Here is a 19048-nt window from a genome sequence, read left to right on the forward strand (position 1 = left end):
GCCGTCCGGGTTTCGGCAGCGCCCGGACCGGCAGAAAACGCATCAAATCCATCTCCGTCTGGCCCCTCCCTTCACTAAGCCGCGGCTCCCCGCACGCACGACGGGTTCGGCCAGCGGGATATCATCCTCTACCGGCTCTGCCGAAGGGATGCGTTCTTCCACAGGCTCTGCCGAAGGAATCATTTCCGGAATGGGTGCCGCGTCAGGAATTATTTCCTGACGCGGCACAGGATTTTCCCGGCGTTCCGGAGCTGCAGAAGATGGCCGCACGGCGGGAGGCTCTTTCCTTTCCGCCGGGGAAGCGGGGATTCCGGAGCGGGAACCCGCGCCGGCCCGCACTTGGCGGGCGACAGGGGTGTTCATATCCACCGCATGCGTGAGGGGCAGGCTCCCGGCGGGTATTTCCTCTCCCGGCTTGCGCATGTGGATTTCCACCCTCCGGTTGGCGGCCTGGGCATCCCGGTCCCCCCTGATGGATACGACGGGGCGGGAAGCGCCGCAAGCGCGTATGTACAACCTGCATTCACCATTCGGGCGCGTCAGGGCTATGCCGTTATCCTTCAGCCATTGGCGGACGGCATTAGCGCGCATCAGGGAAAGCACGGCATTATATTCCTCGGAACCAAAGCTGTCCGTATGACCTTCCACAATGAAAATCGTATCCGGATTTTTCATCATCAGCCCCGCAAGCTGAAGCATGCTCAGCCGGGCGGAATTTTTCATCACCGCCTTGTTGTATTCAAAAAGAAGATCCGCTCCCAGCCTGCTGTACCCGCTGTCCTTGCCCAAGGAGGACTGGGCCATGAGCTGGGAAAGAGATTTGCTCCCATCCGGCAAATGGGAATCATCCTGCCCGCCCGCCCCTTTGAGCTTATTGTTATACCATTCATCCGGATTCACCATGTCCGGTTCCACCGTCTTGATTGTAACCGGACTGGCGGAAGCTTTCAGCATCTCAGGCGGGGAAGGTTCGGGCAACCCCTTCGCGACGGCTTTCATGTCCACCTGCGGCATTTTCGGAGTCAGGGATTCCGGGGGGGAAGGGCTCACCTGATCCGCGGAAAAGCTGGTTTCCCCCGGAGCAATCACCACCTGTTCCGGAAGCATATCCTCTAAATCCGGCAATTCCGGGGGAATCTCCTCAAGTTGCTCGATATCCGGTTTTTCAACGGCTTCCGCCACATCCGGAGCGGGACGGTCGTCCGCCTTCAGAACTATTTTTTCAGGCAGAGGCTTTCTGTCCTCCTGGACAGCGGGGGCTTTGTGCACATGAATGCCCAGGTCAAACCAGCTCAGAATGATAAACCCCAGGTAATGCACCAGCACGGCGGCAAGGAGAGCCCCTACCGCCACAGCGGCCAGATGTCTCGGCGCGGGCAGAATAAAACGGCTGCGCCTGCGGCGGTTTTCGCGAAGTTCTCGGTTGTTGTCCTGGTTCGCACTCACGGGATCATCGGCAAAAGGAAAGGAACAGTTCATGAACCGGAAGGAGCGGTACCCGTAACAGGCGCACTGTAAGACTCATGGGGCAACACCCTGGGCATGGGCATGCGCGTATTCTCATGAATCCATTCCGCAATGCCAGCCTGCAGCTCGTCATCCCCCGCATAAACGTTGACCTTATAGACCTTTTCAAATTTTTCCCCCTTCTTTCCTTCAATGGAATGCAGGAAAGTCCGTTCCCGGGTGCCATACGGTTCCCCTTCCCGGATGGATTCATAAAGCTGTTTTTTCTCATTCTTCAGGGAATCGTAAATGCTCAGGCAATCTTCCAGCGTGGAGAAAAAGTATTGGTTCGTACAAACCACCATGACCGGATAATCCAATTTCAGGGCGTCATCCACGGGGGCCACGTCAAACGTGCTGAAACCCGCACGCCAATCCACTCCGGCATCCAGCAGCCAGTAAGCGGCATAGCACAGAGGCTTGCCCCAATCCTGCTCCATCTCCCGGACAGCCACGGTTTTCAGGGAAGGAAAACAGTCCATGCTGACCATGCAGCGGATGCGGGGATCTTCAGACGCGGCTTTCAGCAGCACGGCCGCGCCAAATCCCTGCCCCACGGCGGCCACGGGGGGCAATCCGCCCTGCTTCCTGGATACGGCGTCCAGAAGCGCCGTTACATCCGCATATTCCCTTAATCCGTACGTGCAGAATTTACGGGTATTGTTCTTTCCGCGCGGATTCCATATCAGGCTCGTATAACCGGCTCCGGCCAGCCCTTCCGCCAGAGGCAGGGAACTTTCCACCCCCTCGTTCCAGGAGGAGGCTATCACAACCAGCTCCGGTTTCGCCTCCAGATGCGGCATTTTCCCGCGCAGTTTCAGAGTATCCCGCACACGGCTCTGTCGCGGGGACAGAGCCTCCGGACGGCCCGGGCGCACCAGATAACCTTCAACAGCCGTGCCATCGGCCGAAACGGCTTCCACCGGTTCCATCACCAGGGAATCCGCGACGGGCGAAGAAGCGGGTTCCTCCCCTCCCACGGGAATGAGCAGGGGAGTGGAAACGTACCACGCAAACCACGCCAGAACGCCCACAGCAGCCAGAAAAAGCAGAAGAAACAATTGAACAAGACGTTTGAACATGGAAAGACTGTTGCCGGGAAACAGTTGTCAGAAAGATTTTACCTCATCCAGTTTACGTTGACAACAGTCAACTTCTATCACGCGGAACATCTCCCGCATGACTTTCCGTCCCTCAAGAAGCGGAACCGTATACTGAGATTCACGCATCAAACACGGATACGCGCTTCCGGCAGTCCTTGATCCCTGTCCGGCGGCCAAATAACGCTTTATTTCCCGCTCCCGATCTGGCATTCTTGCCCTACCCTCTCTTTTCATGGCAATCCAGGCCCGACATTTCCGCCAATGGTCCGCGTTTCTCCTCCTGCTTGCGCTGGGAGGAACGGCGGCCTGGTTCCTGATGCCCCGGGAATGGTCCCAGATGCAATGGGAAATTCCCGGTACGCCGTCCGAATATCCCCTCTCCCAGCTTCTGCGGCCCTGGCTCATCCTTCTGGGCTGCTTTCTCCCTGCGCTGGGGATGTTCCTGTACAACCGTTCGAGCATCCTGGACAAGTATGTGGCGCGCACCTGGTTCACGGCTTTCACCATGTGCACGGCCATCCTGACGCTGATCTACATTATCGGAGATTTTGCGGACAATGTGGGCGACCTGATGAACCTGGACTCCCCCCTCACGGGCACATTCCGCTTCTATCTGAGCCAGCTGCCCATGATCCTGAACCTGATTCTGCCTTATACCCTTCTCCTGGGAACGCTCTGGGCGCTTACCAAGCTTTCCTCATCCTCAGAAATCACCGGCATGCTGCAATCCGGACGGTCCCTGCTCCGAATCAACTCCCCCATCATCATCGGAGCCGTCTTTGCCTCCATTTACTTCGGCATTTTCGGGTTTCACTGGGCGCCCAACTCCGCCCTGTACAGGAAACTGATGTTCTCCTCCCTGAGCCAGAACAAAAACAACCATGCTTCCCAGAGCTCCATTTACAAAAATGATGCGGAATCCCGCATCTGGTATCTGGGCAATCCTCCCGGAATTGATTCTCCCGGCGATCCGTTCCGGCAGGTGCGGGTGGAACAGTTCAGCGCCCCCGGAAAGATGAAGTACGAGCTGTTTGCCGATGAAGCCACCTGGAATCCGGTCTCCAGAACATGGACCTTCCGACAGGCCATCAAAAGGAATTATTCCCAGGAGGAACCCCGCCAGCTTCATGATGTTCCCGTTTTTGCCGGGCAGGAATACCAAACGCTGACAGAACGTTACCCCGAAACGCCCTGGCAGCTGATCTCTCCCAACGTCCGCGTGGATACACAGGGAACACCGGCTCTCCAGGAACTCATCAAGTCCGGAACGACAAACGCCAGGTATCTCAGAAGCCTGCAAACGGAATGGCACGTCAGGATAGCCCGCATATTTTCCTGCATCATCCTGACGTTTATTGCCATTCCCTCCGCCATCACGTTCCAGAGACGCTCCGCCATGTCCGGCATCGGCATTGCGCTGTTCCTGGCGGCAGCCATGCTGTTCCTGTATGAGTTTTTCCCCACCCTGGCCTCCGCAGGCTACCTCCCCACCTGGCTGGGAGCATGGATGCCCAACATCATTTATACCATCATCGCCATCCGCCTTTTTCAAACCAAGCTGGCCCACAGAAGCTTCTCGGAAATATTGAGAAGCTTGAAAAAGACTCCCGTCCATGACCCTTCCTGATCATTTTGCCGGTTCCCGGGAAGCCGTTCTAAAAGCCCGCGCACTGCTCCGGCAAGCACACGCCGTTATTTTTGATTTTGACGGATTGCTGGTGGATACGGAATATGCCATTTATTCCTCCTGGGAACGGGTTTTCGCGTCCTGCGGCCACCCTCTTCCCCTGGACTTGTTCAACCAGTGCCTGGGCAGCGGCTACACCCACTGGAACCCCGGAGAACATCTGGAGAAATTGACGGGGCGCACTTTCGACTGGGAAACCGTCAACAGCCGCCGCCAGGAGGAAATCGTCCGGGATCTGGAACACGCCGGCCTCCTGCCCGGCGCCGGAGAACTCATCCGGAACCTGGCGGAAGCGGGAACGCCTATGGGCGTGGCCTCCAGCTCTTCCCACCGCTGGGTGGACGACTGGCTGAACAGGTTGGGCATCATATCCTGTTTTCAAACCGTCGTGTGCCGCGACGACGGCCTCCCCGTCAAACCGGATCCGGCCCTGTTCCTGAAAGCCGCGGAAAACCTGGGCAAATCTCCGGCCGAATGCCTGGTGCTGGAAGACTCCCAGAACGGCACTACAGCCGCATACCGCGCAGGAATGCCAGTCATCTCCGTTCCAAACAGGGTGACGGCGCAGGCGGATTTTTCCCTGGCGACCAGTATCATCCGCTCTCTGAAGGAACTTCTTTAGAAATCAGGAATTTTTATTCCATAACGCCTTGTTTCTTGACGGAATTCCTTTCATGCCTGATGCAGGGAGAATGGCTTCCCGGCGTGCTTCATGATACCATTATCGCGTCAAAGACAAAATGGTGGGGTCTATTTCCCCGGCGGATATCCAAGCCTCACACCTTTTTCTATGTGAAAACTCTGTTCGTGCCCGCCATTGCGTTTTTCATGGGGAAAAATGCTGATGTACATGCCCCTTCTCACCGGTGGCGTCAAGGAAATGCCCGCGCAGGAGCAGGAGCGCTGACACGGCGACAGGAATTTCCCCTGTTCCATGGAATATTTCTTATTTGGCAAAACCCCGCCATAACGCGCCAATAAAAAACCGCCGGCTCCGTAACGAGCCGGCGGCTTGACACCCCTTATTCAGGGAAATTATTTATTCAGATCCGCAACAGCGGCTTCCAAACTGGGCACGTCTTCAATGGAAATGACCGTAGCCTCCTTGCAGATGCGAGCCATCATGCCGGCCAGCGTTTTGCCCGGCCCCAGTTCAATGAAAAGGCGGTGGCCCTGATCCACCAGCTTCTGCATGGAAGCCGTCCAGCGCACGGATCCGCATACCTGGTGTTCCAGCATGCTGCGGATGTCATCCGGACCTTCCACTACCCGGGCTTCATAATTGCAGTAAACAGGCATGGACGGCGTACTGAAGGAAATATTCTTGAGCTCTTCCGCCAGCTTTACCATCGCGCTGTGCATCAAACGGGAATGGTAGGCGCCCGCCACATTGAGCTTCTTGGCAATCTTGCAGCCGGCGGCCTTCGCCCCTGCTACAGCCTTGGCCACCCCTTCCTCCGTACCGGAAACGACTGTCTGGCCGGGGCAATTGAAATTGGCGACGTCCACGTCACATTCCTGCGCCAGCTTAATGACGTTTTCATCCGTGCCGCCGATCATGGCGGCCATGGTGCCTTTCGTGGCGTTGCAAGCTTCCTCCATAAACGCGCCGCGCTTCTGGACAAGGCGAAGGCCTTCTTCAAAAGAATAGGTCCCGGCAGCGGCATGAGCCGTGAATTCCCCCAGGGAAAGGCCGGCGGCTGCCACGGGATTCAGGGAGGGAACGAGCTCCTTCAGGACGGCCAGGCAGGCCAGGCCATGAACGTAGAGGGCGGGCTGGCAGTTGCAGGTACGCGTCAGTTCTTCGCCGGGGCCTTCAAACATGATGGCGGAAAGGGATTCACCAAGCGCCTTGTCCGCCTGTTCAATCAGGGCTTTGGCGGCGGGATACTGGTCATACAAATCTTTGCCCATGCCTACTTTTTGGGCACCTTGTCCGGAAAACAATAATACTGCGTCCATAGTTAAAGTTAGATTATAACGTTCCGGCAGGAAAGAAGCAAGAGCGATATTATCACCATAACTCTCTTATTCCCAATAAAAAACCGCTCCGGCCTCATCAAAGGCCGGAGCGGGGGTATTAACAGGACGTTCCAGAAGCGCGGCTTAGGCGGTGGCTTCCGTGGTGGCGGGAGCTTCTTCCTTTTCGGCCGCCTCACGGGGCAGATCGATAATTTCGATCATGGCCACGAGAGCGGAATCAGTCAGACGCTGACCCAGCTTGACGATGCGGGTATAGCCGCCCTTGCGCTCCGCGCAGAGAGGCGCGATTTCATCAAACAGACGCTTAACGGCAGTCGTATTATGAATGGTGGCGGTGGCCAGGCGGCGGGAATGCACGTCACCGCGCTTGGCAAGAGTAATCAGCTTTTCCACATAGGGGCGCAGAGCCTTGGCCTTGGCCAGGGTGGTGGTGATGCGTCCGTTGAGGATAAGGCTGCATGCCTGGTTGGCGAGCAGAGCCCTGCGATGGGAAGCGTTGCGCTGAAGCTTGGAGGTTTTTACACCGTGTCTCATGATGATATTTTTCTATGTGTGTTGGTTTTGTGAGATTTAGTCGTCGTCGTCTTCGATGTTGGCGGCAATCAGGTCTGCCAGGCCCACGGGGCTTTCCTCTTCCAGACCCAGGCGCGGCTTGGCCTGCGGCACGGGGCCGGTAAGCAGGGAGGGATCCACCTGAACGCCCAGGGAAAGGCCCAGTTCCAGCAATTTGTCCTTGATTTCGTTGAGGGATTTTTTGCCGAAATTGCGGTACTTGAGCATTTCGCTTTCGCTCTTCATGGCGAGCTGGCCAACGGTCGTGATGTTGGCATTGTTGAGGCAGTTGGCGGCGCGCACGGAAAGCTCGATTTCGTTGACGCTCATGTTGAGCAACTTGCGCAGGCGGGCCGTTTCTTCGTCCTGGACGGCGGAAGGAGCTTCTTCAAAGTTGACCTGCTTGTCGTCATAGTTGACGAAGACGTCCAGGTGATGGCGCAGAATGGCGGAAGCCTGGAGCATGGCGTCTGCGGGGGCGATGCGGCCGTCCGTCCAGACTTCAAGGATCAGCTTGTCGTAGTCAGTCATCTGTCCCACACGGGTATTCTGCACAGAATACTTCACGCGGGTAACAGGGGAGAAAATGGAGTCGATCGGAATCACGCCGATGGGCATATCCGGCACCTTGTTTTCATCGCCGGTGGAAAAACCGCGGCCCACGCGAACCTGGAATTCGCATTCAAACATGGTGTCCTGGTCCAGAGTGCAAATGATTTGATCGGGATTGACCACCTGGTAAACGGTATCGTCGGCAATATCGGCAGCAGTCACGACGCCCTGCTTATGCACGCGCAGAGAGAGCAGGCGCGGTTCCTTGCCGTTATGCTTGAATTTGACTTTTTTCAGGTTCAGCACGATTTCCGTCACGTCTTCCACCACACCGGGCAAGGAGGAAAATTCATGCTGCGCGCCGGCGATGCGGACGGAGGTAATGGCGGCGCCTTCAAGAGAACCCAGAAGAACGCGGCGCAGGGAGTTGCCAAGCGTATGGCCGTAACCGTTTTCAAACGGTTCCGCCACAAAGGTCAGATGATTCGCATCATTCGGATCTTCAATTTTTTCCAGACGGCTGGGAACCTCAAAACGGGCCAGCGTGGTAACGGCGGTTTCTTCTGCAGTAGTGGTTTCGTTTTCCGACATAATCATATGTAATGTACCGGGTTTCCCCTCAGCACGGACACGGCGGCCAATGCGCCTGAAGGACCAACGGCATGTTCTGGGAACGCCCGTGCGGGGAGCAATGTAACGATCTGTTTTCAACAATCAACTCTTTTCATGCCCGCCGGCAAATTTTCTGTGACTTAACGCGCGTCATCTGGTATAGTAAGGCAAACCTATCATACCAACTCATGAAGCATCCTGATTTTTTGGACAACAGGGATTTTACAGGAGAAGACAAGAAACGCCCCTCCTCCATGTCCATGGACTCCAGCTACCAGACTCTGGAAAACGCCGTTAAAAAGCTTTCCGAAACAGCCTCCACCAGGCACGATCCCCGCTACCTCCAGGAGTATATCAAAACGGGAATCAACATGGCCCAGTCCGCCGCCTCGGACCATGACTTTACCGTCCTGATCCGTTCCGGGCGGGAGATGTACCGCGCCAACTGCGTTTTCGCCCCGTACCGCCACATCCGCAAGATTTCCGTCTTCGGCTCCGCGCGCATCAGGAACGACGAACCGGCGTATGAAACCGCAAGGGAATTCGCCAAAGAGGCCAGCGAACACGGCTACATGGTCATTACCGGGGGCGGCCCGGGCATCATGCAGGCGGCCAATGAAGGGGCGGGAGAACAACGCTCCTTCGGCCTGAACATCACCCTGCCGTATGAACAGACCTCCAACCATGTGGTGGCCCACAGCGACAAACTCATCAATTTTTATTACTTCTTTGTCAGAAAACTGAATTTCGTGGCGGAAAGCGACGCCATGGTGGCATTCCCCGGAGGCTTCGGAACCATGGACGAAGTGTTTGAAACACTCACCCTGATCCAGACGGGAAAAGCAACCATTTACCCGATCGTCCTTCTGGATTCCCCCGGCAAAACCTTCTGGCTGAACTGGCTGGCCTTCATACGCGTGGAACTGGTGGACTCCGGACTGATTTCCGAAGACGATCTCCATCTCATCCATGTCACTAAAAATCCGGCGGAAGCCATGGAGCACATCGACCGTTTTTACAGGATTTTCCACTCCTACCGTTTTGTCGGAGATTCCATCGTCATCCGCCTGAACGCGCAGCTTCCCGCCCAGTGGATGGAACATCTGGAACGGGACTTTTCAGACCTGATTCTGCCCGGGGGGAAAATGGTTCAGAGCGGCCCCCTGCCGGATGAAGCGGACGAACCGCACCTGGACCTCCTGCCCCGGCTCGTCTTCCCCATCAAACGCGGCAATTACGGCAGGCTGAGACTGCTGATTGACCGCATCAACCAGACGCCCAGCCGGACCTATTCCCCGCCTTCCCATGACTGACGCCTTTCCCGCATGGGTGATTCCCGTGGTTTTCGGCCTGATGGGGGCCTGCATAGGCTCCTTCCTGAACGTGGTTATCTACCGTATGCCGCGGGGTGTCTCCGTCAACGATCCGGCGCGTTCCTTCTGCCCGGAATGCGGAAAACCCATTCCCTGGTTCCTGAATATTCCGGTTCTGAGCTGGCTGGCTCTCCGGGGTAAATCCGCCTGCTGCGGAACGCGCATCAGCTTCCGCTATTGCTTTGTGGAGCTGCTCACGGCCCTGCTCTTCGCGGCTATCGGCTGGAAATACGCGGACTTTTCCCTGGGGGCCACCGCCCTGCTCTGCCTGTGGACCGCCATCGCCATCGTCATCATGTTTATTGACGCGGAACACCTGATTGTCTTCCGCTCCCAGGCCTTGACAGGCGCTCTGGCCGGAACGGGGGCCTGCGCCCTTTACCCTTTCCTCCTGCCGGACAACCATATCATGACCTGGACGGACGCTTTCACGGCATCCGTGCTGGGAGGAGCGGCCGGGTATGCAGCCATCAGGTTGGTGATTGAATTGGGGAAGTTTCTGTTCGGCACCTGGAAGCAGCATTTTGACGTTCCCGCCCCGTGGCACTTAAGGGAGCCGGAATCCGAGCAGGAGGAACTCCAGCTTATCATCAACGGCCAGCCTCACGACTGGTCCATGCTTTTCCACCGGTCTACGGACAAGGCTGTTCTTTCCGGAGGCTCCGTCACCATTGACGGGAAAACGCACCCTCCCTGCTCCGTCACGCTGCGGCACGACAGGATAGAAATGGAAAACGGAGACGTTTTTCTTTTGGAAGAGCTGGAGAGTGTGGAGGGAAATCTGACGGATGTTCATGCCAGCAGGGAAGCCATGGGCTCGGGCGACGCCTGGATTCTGATGATGGCCGGATGCGCAGGCGGCTGGCAGGGCGCCCTGTTCTGCCTTTTCCTCGGCTCCCTGCTGGGGATTGTACAGGCTGCCGCCTCACGCATGGGATTCGGCAGAAACCTCCCCTTTGGCCCCGCTCTTCTCAGCGCCGCTCTGATCTGGCTGCTGGGCGGCAACCAATGGTGGCTGGCCTACATCCGTTTTATTTCCGGCGAATAATTTTTTCCGCTATGACACGGGCGGCGCGTACCCCTGCCCGGCCACGGCCTTTTTTATTGATTTCATTCATCATCAATAACTTCCACCTTCTTCACCCTGAAAGAAAAAAGGTGTGATAAGAACGGTAACGCAGCCCCTCTGCAACGCATTCTCCTTTTTATTTTGCAACTGGAATGAATTCCGGGGGTTCCTTTTAGCAAAGGGAGACGTTTCCGCCTGTTTGAGACACACAGCGCACGCCCCTTTCCGAAACGCATCAAACCTCACCATTCAAAAATATGAGCAAGCAAATGATTATCGCCGCGGCTTTCGCCGCATGCTCCGCGTTCGCCCAGGACGCACCGCCGCCTCCCGCTCCGGGGGCTCCTTCCGATGCACCTGAAATGCAGGCCCCCCCGGAAAGAAGGGGTGGCCACCGCCATCACGCCGGGGGCAGGGACCGCCAGGGGCCAAAACGGGTCCAGATGAAGAGAATCGACCCCGGCATCATGATTATCGGAGAAGAACTGGTATTGGCCAAATATGACGCCGACAAGGACGGGAAGCTTTCCGACGAGGAAATAGCCGTTCTGCAGGCCGACGTCAAGAAGGCTCAGGAAGCCAGGAAGGCCGCCATTCTGAAGAAGTTCGACAAGGACGGGGACGGAAAGCTTTCCAAGGAGGAAAGAAAAGCTATGCAGGAAGAATGGCTTAAGGACCACCCGGAAGCGGCCAAACGCATGGAAGAAATGAAAGCCCGCCAGGAAGCCCGTAAAGCCGAAATGCTTAAGAAGTACGATAAGGATGGAGACGGAAAGCTTTCCGACGAGGAAAAGAAAGCCATGCGGGAAGATTGGGCCAAAAACCACCCGGAAGCAGCCAGGCGCATGGAAGAAATGAAAGCCCGCCAGGAAGCCCACGCCGCCGACATGATCAAAAAATTTGACAAAGACGGCGACGGAAAGCTTTCCCCGGAGGAATTGCTGGCCATGCCCCCCCATCACGGCCAGCCCGGCCCGCACCATGCCGTTCCCGGCGGCCCCAAAGGACCGGGAATGCCCAAAATGGGCGGTCCGAGGCGTCCGGGTGGCCCCAGAGCTGAAGGCCCCCGCGCTCCCAGAGGACCGGAAGGCCGCAGAGGCGGTGAAGGACGCCGTGAAGACGGCAACCGGGGCCCCCGCGGCAACCGTCCGAACGGACCTCGCCCCCAGCTTGACCCCAACCGCGCGCCAATCATGGCTGCCGGATGGATCCTGATTGAAGAAAAGTATGACGCCGACAAGGACGGAAAGTTGAATGAGGCTGAAATGTCCCAGCTCAACGCTGACGCTTCCAAGGCTCTGAAAGCGCGCTGGGAAGCCAGAAAAGCAGCCCGCGGCAACAATGATATGCCTCATCCTCCCGCTCCGTCACAGGAGAAAGGGGATGATGAATAACTTCACCCGCAGAAACGCATAGCAGGAAATCAGAGATACGGCCCCGTCTGCCTAACGGCAGGCGGGGTTTTCTTATACCGGAAATACAAGGAAGGAACACGAGTCAGGAAAATCATGCGGAAACCGTAGCAGTAGATGACGGAAACAGAAAAAGCGAAGGAGGAAGATGAAGGAAAGAAATTCGCGGGTTCTATTCCGGACAAGGCCTTTCTCTATCCCTCTCTTTTCAAGAAACAGACAGGGGAAGGCATGATGCCTTCCCCTGTCAGAGACTTAATGAATCAACGCCAAATCTCAGGCTCCGGCCTTCATGGCCTGTCTGACTTCTTCATGCAACCCATGCTTCCGGGAGAAGATGAGTGCCGCCGGAGAAGCGATGAAGATGGATGAGTACGTACCGATCAAAATACCTGCGGAGATCGTCCAGGCGAAGTCTTCCATGGAAGGACCGCCAAAGAAGTACAGGCACACCAGCACGGCCAGCGTGGAAAGAGAGGTCAAAATAGTACGGGAAAGCGTCTGGTTGATGGCCTCGTTCATGATCTGGGAAGCGCTTTCATTCGGGTCGGAAAAGCGGAGGAATTCGCGGATGCGGTCAAATACGATAATTTTGTCATTGATGGAGTACCCCGCCACCGTCAGCAACGCGCCAATGTGAATAACATTCAGCTCCGTGCCGCTGAGAATCACCAGGCCAAGCACCAACAGGACGTCATGCGTCAGGGCGATGACCGCACCAATGGCGAAGGTCCATTCAAACCGCACCGTCAGGTAGACCATGATTCCCAGAATGCCGAAGAAAAGGGCCCAGGCGGAAGTAATGAGCGTATCATACCCCATGGACTGCCCGATGGTTTCTTCACTGAACGGAGCATTGTCCAGCACCGGGAACGCCTTGTCCAATGCCGTGGTGATAGCCTCCTTGTCCTGGGCGTGGTCGGAGAAATTAATCAGAATATTCACTTTGCTGCTGTCCGTGGACTCCGCCACTTCCTGCACCGTAGCCTTCTGGGTCAGGGACAGCTTGTTGACCACGCTTTCCACTTCCCGGAAAGAGATGTCACCCTTGTTCACCAGATAGGAAATGGAGGAACCGCCCGTAAAGTCCATGCCCAGGCAATCCTTGCCCTTTACGGAGCCAACCACAATGCATATCACCAGCAGAATGGAGGAAAGAGAGCAGGACCAGATTTTCTGGCCCATGAAATCGATGTTCGTCTTTTTCTTGAAGATGTTGAGGAATTTAAGATCCTTCATCATGCCGACGGTATCCGCCCAGTAGAACAGGACGCGGGTAACGAGAATCGCCCCGATCATGGAAGTGATGACGCCTACTGTCAACGTAACGGCAAACCCCTTGATGGTGCCGGTTGCCATCCAGTACAGAATGACGGCTGTAATAAGCGAGGTGATATTGGAGTCAAAGATAGCGGAGAACGCCTTGTCAAAGGAGTTGCGGATAGCCACGCGGAAGGGGCGCCCCATTTCCTTTTCTTCCCGCAGGCGTTCATAAATCAGCACGTTCGCGTCCACCGCCACGCCCAGAGTCAGCACAATACCGGCAATACCCGGCAAAGTCAGCTCAAACCCGAAGATAGACATGGCCCCCAGGAGAAGCAGGGCATTGATCGTCAGGCCCATGATAGCCACCAAGCCGGCAAAGCGGTAGTAAATGATCATCATGATGAAGCAGAGGATTAACCCCGTGATGCCAGCGTATTCCCCCTGAAGGAGGGCCGTATGCCCCAGAGAGGCGGAAATTTCACTGGCGGACTCAAAATTGAGCTTGTTGGTGAGGGGGTTGGAAAGCACCTTCGTCAGGGCTTCCGCCTCTCCGGGAGCATCCAGACCGCTGATTTCAAAGCTTTTTGAAAGAATGGCCTGAACCGTTGGCGCGCTCTTGACCACATCATCCAGCACAATGGCCATGCGGTCATGGCCCAGCTGCATGCGGGAAGTCAGGTTATACATCTTGTCCGCCCCTTCATTGCTCAGGGTGACGTTGACGTGGCCGGGCCGGGCCAGATCCACCCCGGCGCGCACGATATCCTTGCCTGTCAGCGATTCACGCTTTTCCAGGAATATTTTTTCCGTGATGTCCTCACCCTTGCCGTTTTTGAAGGTATATTCATACATCCTGTATCCGGGAACGCGGATACGCCCCTCCGCCACCAGTTCATTGTTGCGCGGGTGGACAGGGAGAATCTGAAGTTTGGCCACTTTGGTCAGAATAGCCTTGGTTTCCTCACGCTTGGCAGGATCCGCAGCGGGGATTTGGACTTCTATAAGGTTCAGGTTGTCCTTTTTCTTCGGACGGATAATGACGTCATTGGCCCCGGTACTGTTAAGGCGGTCCGTCAGAATCACGCATGCCTGTTCCATGGCCTGGTCCGTCAGGGGAATAGGCTTGCCGTCGTCACCGATATTCGGTTCCACGCTCAACGTGAAGGAGACGCCCCCGGCAATGTCAATGCCGTATTTCAACCCCTGCTGAAAAAGGGAGAACAGGGAAAAAGACGCAATGCCGATAATGAAAATCGTTCCGGCATTGCGCTTGACCTTGTCCTGGTCGGAACCCAGATACCAGAAAAACACGCCCAGCAATACCAGACCGCCAATGAAGATGAAAAGAGGGTTATTGAAGAGATCGTAGATAAAGGCGAGAGGAGCGGACATTCCGCCAGACGCGGGTAGAGTATCGGCAGATGCCAGAAGATTCATAGACATTTCAATCCGGATTGGGGGTGAATAATACGGCAAAGGATTGTGGAGAAATTCACCAGCAGGTCAAGCCTTCTGTGCGTGTGCCCGTTAAGGGAAAAGCATCCTTTCCGGAACGTTGGAAAAAATGCTCCGGCCAGGCAATAAACAGCCCGGTTTCCCTGCGGAAACCGGGCTGAAAGGAAAAGGGAAAACACCGGGGATTACATGCCGGCCACCGTCTCCGCCGGAACGGAAGCAGGCTCCGCGGGAGCCGCAATCGCGGGAACGGCAAGGGGAGAGGAATCCGGTACGGCAGGGGCCGCAGGCATGGAAGGAGCATGGCCGGCGGCGGCGCGGCCTCTCCTGATAAGCTCGGAAACGGTCACCAGTTCATAGCCTCGGTTTTTCAATCCCTTCACAATGGCGTCCACCGCCGCCACCGTGGAAGCGTGAATGTCATGCACCAGAATGATGGAACCGGGTTTGGCGCCGTTCACGGCGCGGGCGGCCACCACGGAGGAACCGGGCTTGCGCCAGTCATTCGTGTCCACATCCCACATGACCGTAGTGAAGCCGAAGCGCTGGCGGGCCCAGGACGCCACGCCGGCATTCGTATAGCCGCCGGGGGGACGCATGACCACGGGGACAACGCCGCAGGCGTTGCGGATGGCTTCATTAGTGCTCTGGAGCTGGGATTCCGCTTTTTCGCGGGACACTTTGCTCAAATAAACGTGATTCCATGTATGGTTGCCTACTTCATGGCCCTCATTGACCATGCGGCGCACTACCTGGGGATGGGCCTTCACATTGCAGCCCTGCATAAAGAAAGTCCCCTTGACGTTATTGTCGCGCAGGATGTCCAGCACCTTGGAGGTCAGGGTTCCATGAGGGCCGTCATCAAAGGTGAGGGCCACCACCTTGTCCGGCACAGCCACGCGGTTGACCGTTACCCCCGGAATGCGCGGGGAAAGCGGGGTATTATTATAGGACGGACTTACGGAAGGCGCCGGAACGGGCTTGGGAGGCAATTTCACAGCTGGCCGGTCCGGCTTTTTCCCCGGAGCAGTCACGGGAGAAATGGTCGTTTTCACCGGAGAAACGGGCTCCGCCGGCCGTTCCTGGTGCTGGGAACAGGCGGACAGGCCGAACGCCAAGACGCATGCAAGGAATAAATGTTTCTTCATAACAGGTTTTTGGAGGATTTACGCCCATCCCGCCTTCTTGTCACGTCCTAAATCATCCATTCGTGCGGCATGAAAAAGGAATCCTCCCCCATGCCCCGGAAAGAATATCCGAAAGCTCCGCAGGGAATGGCGCCGGGACCGGAAACCTATTCCGGGCTGTCCATATCTATATAGCTGACGGAAACCGTTCTGCGAGGATTGGAAGGATCCCGGACCTCCACCTTCATCCGCTTGAAAAACCAGGACCCGTCCTTCAACTTCATCACGGAATCAATCATGAACCTTTTAGCCAGTTCCCCGCGGCGGTCAATGCCATCCACCTGCCACATGGCGCCGTTTTCCTTATCAATCCAGACGCGCACCCAGGCATATTGCCCTACCCTGAGATTAGGGTTCGGAATCTGGACAATCCAGCAATCCCTCCCCTTGACGGTGCTTGCCGCATCATCCCGGACAATTTTGGCCTGGGGCCAGTACAGGTAACGCATGGAAAGATCTTCGTACGTTACGTCCGTCCCCGCAATGGGCACCGCATACTGGGCAACCGGCAAAACGCCGGCTTTCCCGTCCCTCCAGGAAAGAATCTCCTGGCCCCGGTCCTTGAATTTCAGATCGAATCTGTTCCAGACATTATTGAGCTGGTACTGGAAAGCAATCAGATTGCCGCGCAGGCTCATGGAAAAAGGGACTTTGACGCCGCGTTTGCGTATTTGCCCCTTAATGTCCTTGTTTTCCTGAAGAGTTGCCCCCTGGCGCACCCTTTTCAGCAGCTGCCCGGCATCCGGAGAGGTCTCCTGGGCCAAAGAGGCAGTAAGAGAAAAAAATACGGCGGCCATCCCCGCGAAAAAAGTGGAAAGTGAAGAATACCCGTGCAGCATGAATTGCTCATATCACTCCGGAAACGCGGAAAAAAACCTTTTCTCAGTCACCGGGCGGCGTCCGTGACATTTTAACGCCAAATTTTGCTCGACTAGGTAATACAAAACGACAAGATGTCCCCAACGACATCTACTGATCCATCATTATGGAAACGCCAGCATTTTTGAAGCCTATCCAGTCCTATCCCGGAGAAATCGTCCAGTTCATTGAGAGAATTCCGGGAATAGACGTTACCGGAGACCGCGAAACCGTGCTGGAACGGCTGGAACCGTACCATAAGGCGGAAGTGGAAGCTCTGGGCTGGCGGTGGAAAGACCTGCGCCGCGCCGAACAGGTGCACGGCACGAAAGTGGCCCTGGTAGGAGACATCGGCTCCAATTATCCTGTGGAGGGCGTAGACGGCCTGATTTGTTCCGGAGTTTCCGACTGCGTGCTTGCCATTTACGTGGCGGACTGCGCCGCCGTATGGCTGTACGACAAGGAAAACTGCCACCGTTCCCTGATTCATTCAGGCAAAACGGGAACCGCCGGCAATATCGTTTCCCAGACCATCAAGTCCATGAAAAAATACCTTGGGGTGGAACCGTCCAACCTGATTGCCGTCATTTCCCCCTGCATCCGCCCGCCTCATTACGAGGAAGACATCCCTACGGCCATCAAGGCACAGCTCATTGAAGAGGGAGTCCCGGAAGAACAGATTCACGATTCAGGGCTGGACACGGCGGCGGATACCAAGCGCTTTTACTCCTACCGCATGGAAAAAGGGCAAACGGGCCGCATGCTGGCTCTTTTCGGCCCGGATCACGCTACGCGTCCGCATGCGATGATTCTTTAACAGCAGAAAGGCGGCGCCTTTCATTCCTTCTACAGCGCATCACGATTCTGCCGTGGTGCGCTTTTCCTTCTTGTAGTCCATACCCGTCAGCGCTGGATGGGACCGGCCTGCAATCCCGCAGGGGACATGGCCGCCTCCCGCTTGCGGCAGGACCGCTCCGGTTATTCCGGACCCGATAATCCAAATTGCCGTTCCTGCATCCAAACAATCATTATATTTGCAATCATGGCAGTAACTATCAGCGATAATTATCAGGTAAAATACACCAGAAAATGGGGCACCCTGCTCCAGCAGCACGCCTCCCGGCTGGACAAGTATGTCAGCGTCATGCGCGACTTGAGCGGCAAGGTAGTATTTCTGGATCAATTCGGCGTTCTGGACTTCACGGAAAAAACCACACGTGTGGGACAGACCGTTTTGAACGAGGCTCCCACCACACGCCGTTCTATGCGGCCGCGCACGTTCACCAAAGCCATTGGCTACGATGAATTCGACGCCACCCGCCTGGGAGACATGGACCTTCCCGTCAGCAAGACGATTGAAGGCCTCCAAGCCGCGGCGGGCCGCCGCATGGATGACGTGATGATCTCCGGCTTTCTGGACACGAACTACGTGGGAGAAGACGGCATGACCGCCGTTCCGTTCAAGGAAAGCCAGCAAATAGCCGTGAATCACGTGGACAGCGGCACCAAGGCCGCCACCAACCTTACCGTGGCCAAGCTGCGCGCAGCCCTCCAGCTTTTTGAGGAAAACGAAGCCTGGAACCAGGATGCCCCGCAGTTCGGAGACCAGCTCGTCATTGCGGTAACCAGTTCCCAGATCATGAACCTGCTGCGGGAAACGGAGGTCAGCAGTTATGATTTCAATAATGTAAAAGCCCTGGTGGAAGGGAAAATAGATACCTTCATGGGATTCAAATTCATCCGCACCCAAAGGCTTCCAAAAACAGAGGAGGGCGTTCGTTCCTGCCTGGCCTGGGTAAAGAGCAAAGCCCAGTTTGGCATATGGAATGATTTCAAAGTGAAGCTTTCCGTACGAGACGATATGGAGGAAGCCCTGCAAATCCGGGCCAAGTTCGCCTGCGGCGCCACGCGCCTTCAGGAGGAAGGCTTTGTCAAAATCCTGTGCGACGAAGGAGCCAGCTAATCCTCCCCTAATATCATAATACTCCCCCTCCGGAAAAGGGGAGCCGCCCCGGACCGCCTGCGGTCCGGGGTTTTGCTTTTAAGATGAGGGGCTCACGGAACATCTTATTTCAAGTTTTTCCGGGAAAGGAACGCAGGGGAAAGAGCATCTAAATCGCCCTAACGCCCCAGACACCGGGCAAACCATTCTTCCGGAGAACCAATAACACCTCAGCCATGTCCACCCCTGCTGGTCTGATGGAAGAGACGGAAGAATGCGCCCCCCCATAAGGAAAAATCCATCACATACGCAGCAGATGCCGCCATATCCGCCACGCGCAGCAGAACGGATTCTTCCCCTTCCGCTGCCGGCCCCCCGTCAGCAGGGTTGGCACAGGAGGAAAAACACAGTTCCAAAAGGGGAGAAGGGAAGCGAACTGACATACTCTGCCTCAAAATGAAGCGGTACTCATTAATAGAAGATTGACCTTC

16 protein-coding genes are annotated in these 19048 nt (G+C 56.2%); 7 read left to right on the forward strand and 9 right to left on the reverse strand.

Features of this window, described 5'->3' with window-relative positions:
- Window positions 1–42: 42 nt before the first annotated feature.
- Window positions 43–1479: an OmpA family protein gene (locus B3075_RS06910; RefSeq protein WP_290489259.1), complete on the reverse strand. Its 1437-nt coding sequence runs from the start codon at window positions 1477–1479 to the stop codon at window positions 43–45.
- A complete protein-coding gene (locus tag B3075_RS06915) occupies window positions 1476–2588 on the reverse strand; it encodes a hypothetical protein (RefSeq protein WP_290489257.1) in 1113 nt (370 codons plus the stop codon). Before B3075_RS06915 ends, B3075_RS06910 begins: the two co-directional genes overlap by 4 nt.
- A 253-nt stretch (window positions 2589–2841) precedes the next feature.
- On the opposite strand from B3075_RS06915, the gene B3075_RS06920 reads away from it, so the two are divergent.
- Both B3075_RS06920 and B3075_RS06925 read left to right on the forward strand, forming a co-directional pair.
- Window positions 2842–4236, forward strand: a complete 1395-nt coding sequence (locus B3075_RS06920; protein ID WP_094135740.1) for an LptF/LptG family permease — start codon at window positions 2842–2844, stop codon at window positions 4234–4236.
- Window positions 4223–4918 carry an HAD family hydrolase gene (locus B3075_RS06925; RefSeq protein ID WP_290489256.1) on the forward strand — a complete coding sequence of 232 codons (696 nt, stop codon included), beginning with the start codon at window positions 4223–4225 and terminating at the stop codon, window positions 4916–4918. The genes B3075_RS06920 and B3075_RS06925 overlap by 14 nt, the downstream gene beginning before the upstream one ends.
- Window positions 4919–5331: 413 nt before the next feature.
- On the opposite strand, the gene fabD is transcribed toward B3075_RS06925, so the two are convergent.
- The 3 genes from fabD to B3075_RS06940 all read right to left on the reverse strand — a co-directional run bounded on the left by fabD (window position 5332) and on the right by B3075_RS06940 (window position 7974).
- Window positions 5332–6258 (reverse strand): ACP S-malonyltransferase, encoded by a 927-nt coding sequence (fabD, locus tag B3075_RS06930; RefSeq protein ID WP_290489254.1) that lies wholly within the window; start codon window positions 6256–6258, stop codon window positions 5332–5334.
- A gap of 144 nt (window positions 6259–6402) precedes the next feature.
- Window positions 6403–6813 (reverse strand): 50S ribosomal protein L17, encoded by a 411-nt coding sequence (gene rplQ / locus B3075_RS06935; RefSeq protein WP_012420542.1) that lies wholly within the window; start codon window positions 6811–6813, stop codon window positions 6403–6405.
- A 36-nt stretch (window positions 6814–6849) separates the two neighbouring features.
- Window positions 6850–7974 (reverse strand): DNA-directed RNA polymerase subunit alpha, encoded by a 1125-nt coding sequence (locus B3075_RS06940; protein WP_094135878.1) that lies wholly within the window; start codon window positions 7972–7974, stop codon window positions 6850–6852.
- Window positions 7975–8183: 209 nt separating this feature from the next.
- Between B3075_RS06940 and B3075_RS06945 the strand changes: the two genes are divergently transcribed.
- The 3 genes from B3075_RS06945 to B3075_RS06955 all read left to right on the forward strand — a co-directional run bounded on the left by B3075_RS06945 (window position 8184) and on the right by B3075_RS06955 (window position 11831).
- A complete protein-coding gene (locus tag B3075_RS06945; RefSeq protein ID WP_290489251.1) occupies window positions 8184–9308 on the forward strand; it encodes a TIGR00730 family Rossman fold protein in 1125 nt (374 codons plus the stop codon).
- Complete coding sequence (locus B3075_RS06950) at window positions 9301–10416, forward strand: prepilin peptidase (protein WP_290489249.1); 1116 nt, start codon at window positions 9301–9303, stop codon at window positions 10414–10416. The genes B3075_RS06945 and B3075_RS06950 overlap by 8 nt, the downstream gene beginning before the upstream one ends.
- A 278-nt stretch (window positions 10417–10694) precedes the next feature.
- Window positions 10695–11831, forward strand: coding sequence for an EF-hand domain-containing protein (locus tag B3075_RS06955; RefSeq protein ID WP_290489247.1), 1137 nt, complete (start codon window positions 10695–10697; stop codon window positions 11829–11831).
- A 294-nt stretch (window positions 11832–12125) separates the two neighbouring features.
- On the opposite strand, the gene secD is transcribed toward B3075_RS06955, so the two are convergent.
- From secD to B3075_RS06970, 3 genes are all read right to left on the reverse strand, one after another.
- Window positions 12126–14507 carry a protein translocase subunit SecD gene (gene secD, locus B3075_RS06960; RefSeq protein ID WP_290489245.1) on the reverse strand — a complete coding sequence of 794 codons (2382 nt, stop codon included), beginning with the start codon at window positions 14505–14507 and terminating at the stop codon, window positions 12126–12128.
- Between the two features lie 248 nt (window positions 14508–14755).
- Entirely contained in the window at window positions 14756–15718 is a 963-nt protein-coding gene (locus B3075_RS06965) for a polysaccharide deacetylase family protein (protein WP_290489243.1), read from the reverse strand.
- A 146-nt stretch (window positions 15719–15864) separates the two neighbouring features.
- A complete protein-coding gene (locus B3075_RS06970; protein WP_290492060.1) occupies window positions 15865–16554 on the reverse strand; it encodes an outer membrane lipoprotein-sorting protein in 690 nt (229 codons plus the stop codon).
- Between the two features lie 188 nt (window positions 16555–16742).
- Here B3075_RS06970 and B3075_RS06975 point away from each other — a divergent pair, with 188 nt between their 5' ends.
- Together B3075_RS06975 and B3075_RS06980 are read left to right on the forward strand one after the other, a co-directional pair.
- On the forward strand, window positions 16743–17432 hold the full coding sequence (locus tag B3075_RS06975; protein WP_290489241.1) for a polyphenol oxidase family protein: 690 nt from the start codon (window positions 16743–16745) through the stop codon (window positions 17430–17432).
- Between the two features lie 225 nt (window positions 17433–17657).
- On the forward strand, window positions 17658–18578 hold the full coding sequence (locus tag B3075_RS06980; protein WP_143245492.1) for a phage capsid protein: 921 nt from the start codon (window positions 17658–17660) through the stop codon (window positions 18576–18578).
- Window positions 18579–18787: 209 nt separating this feature from the next.
- On the opposite strand, the gene B3075_RS06985 is transcribed toward B3075_RS06980, so the two are convergent.
- On the reverse strand, window positions 18788–19000 hold the full coding sequence (locus tag B3075_RS06985; protein ID WP_290492061.1) for a hypothetical protein: 213 nt from the start codon (window positions 18998–19000) through the stop codon (window positions 18788–18790).
- Window positions 19001–19048 lie beyond the last annotated feature (48 nt).

Source organism: Akkermansia sp. UBA7090 (assembly GCF_002493465.1).
GTDB classification, from domain to species: domain Bacteria; phylum Verrucomicrobiota; class Verrucomicrobiia; order Verrucomicrobiales; family Akkermansiaceae; genus Akkermansia; species Akkermansia muciniphila_A.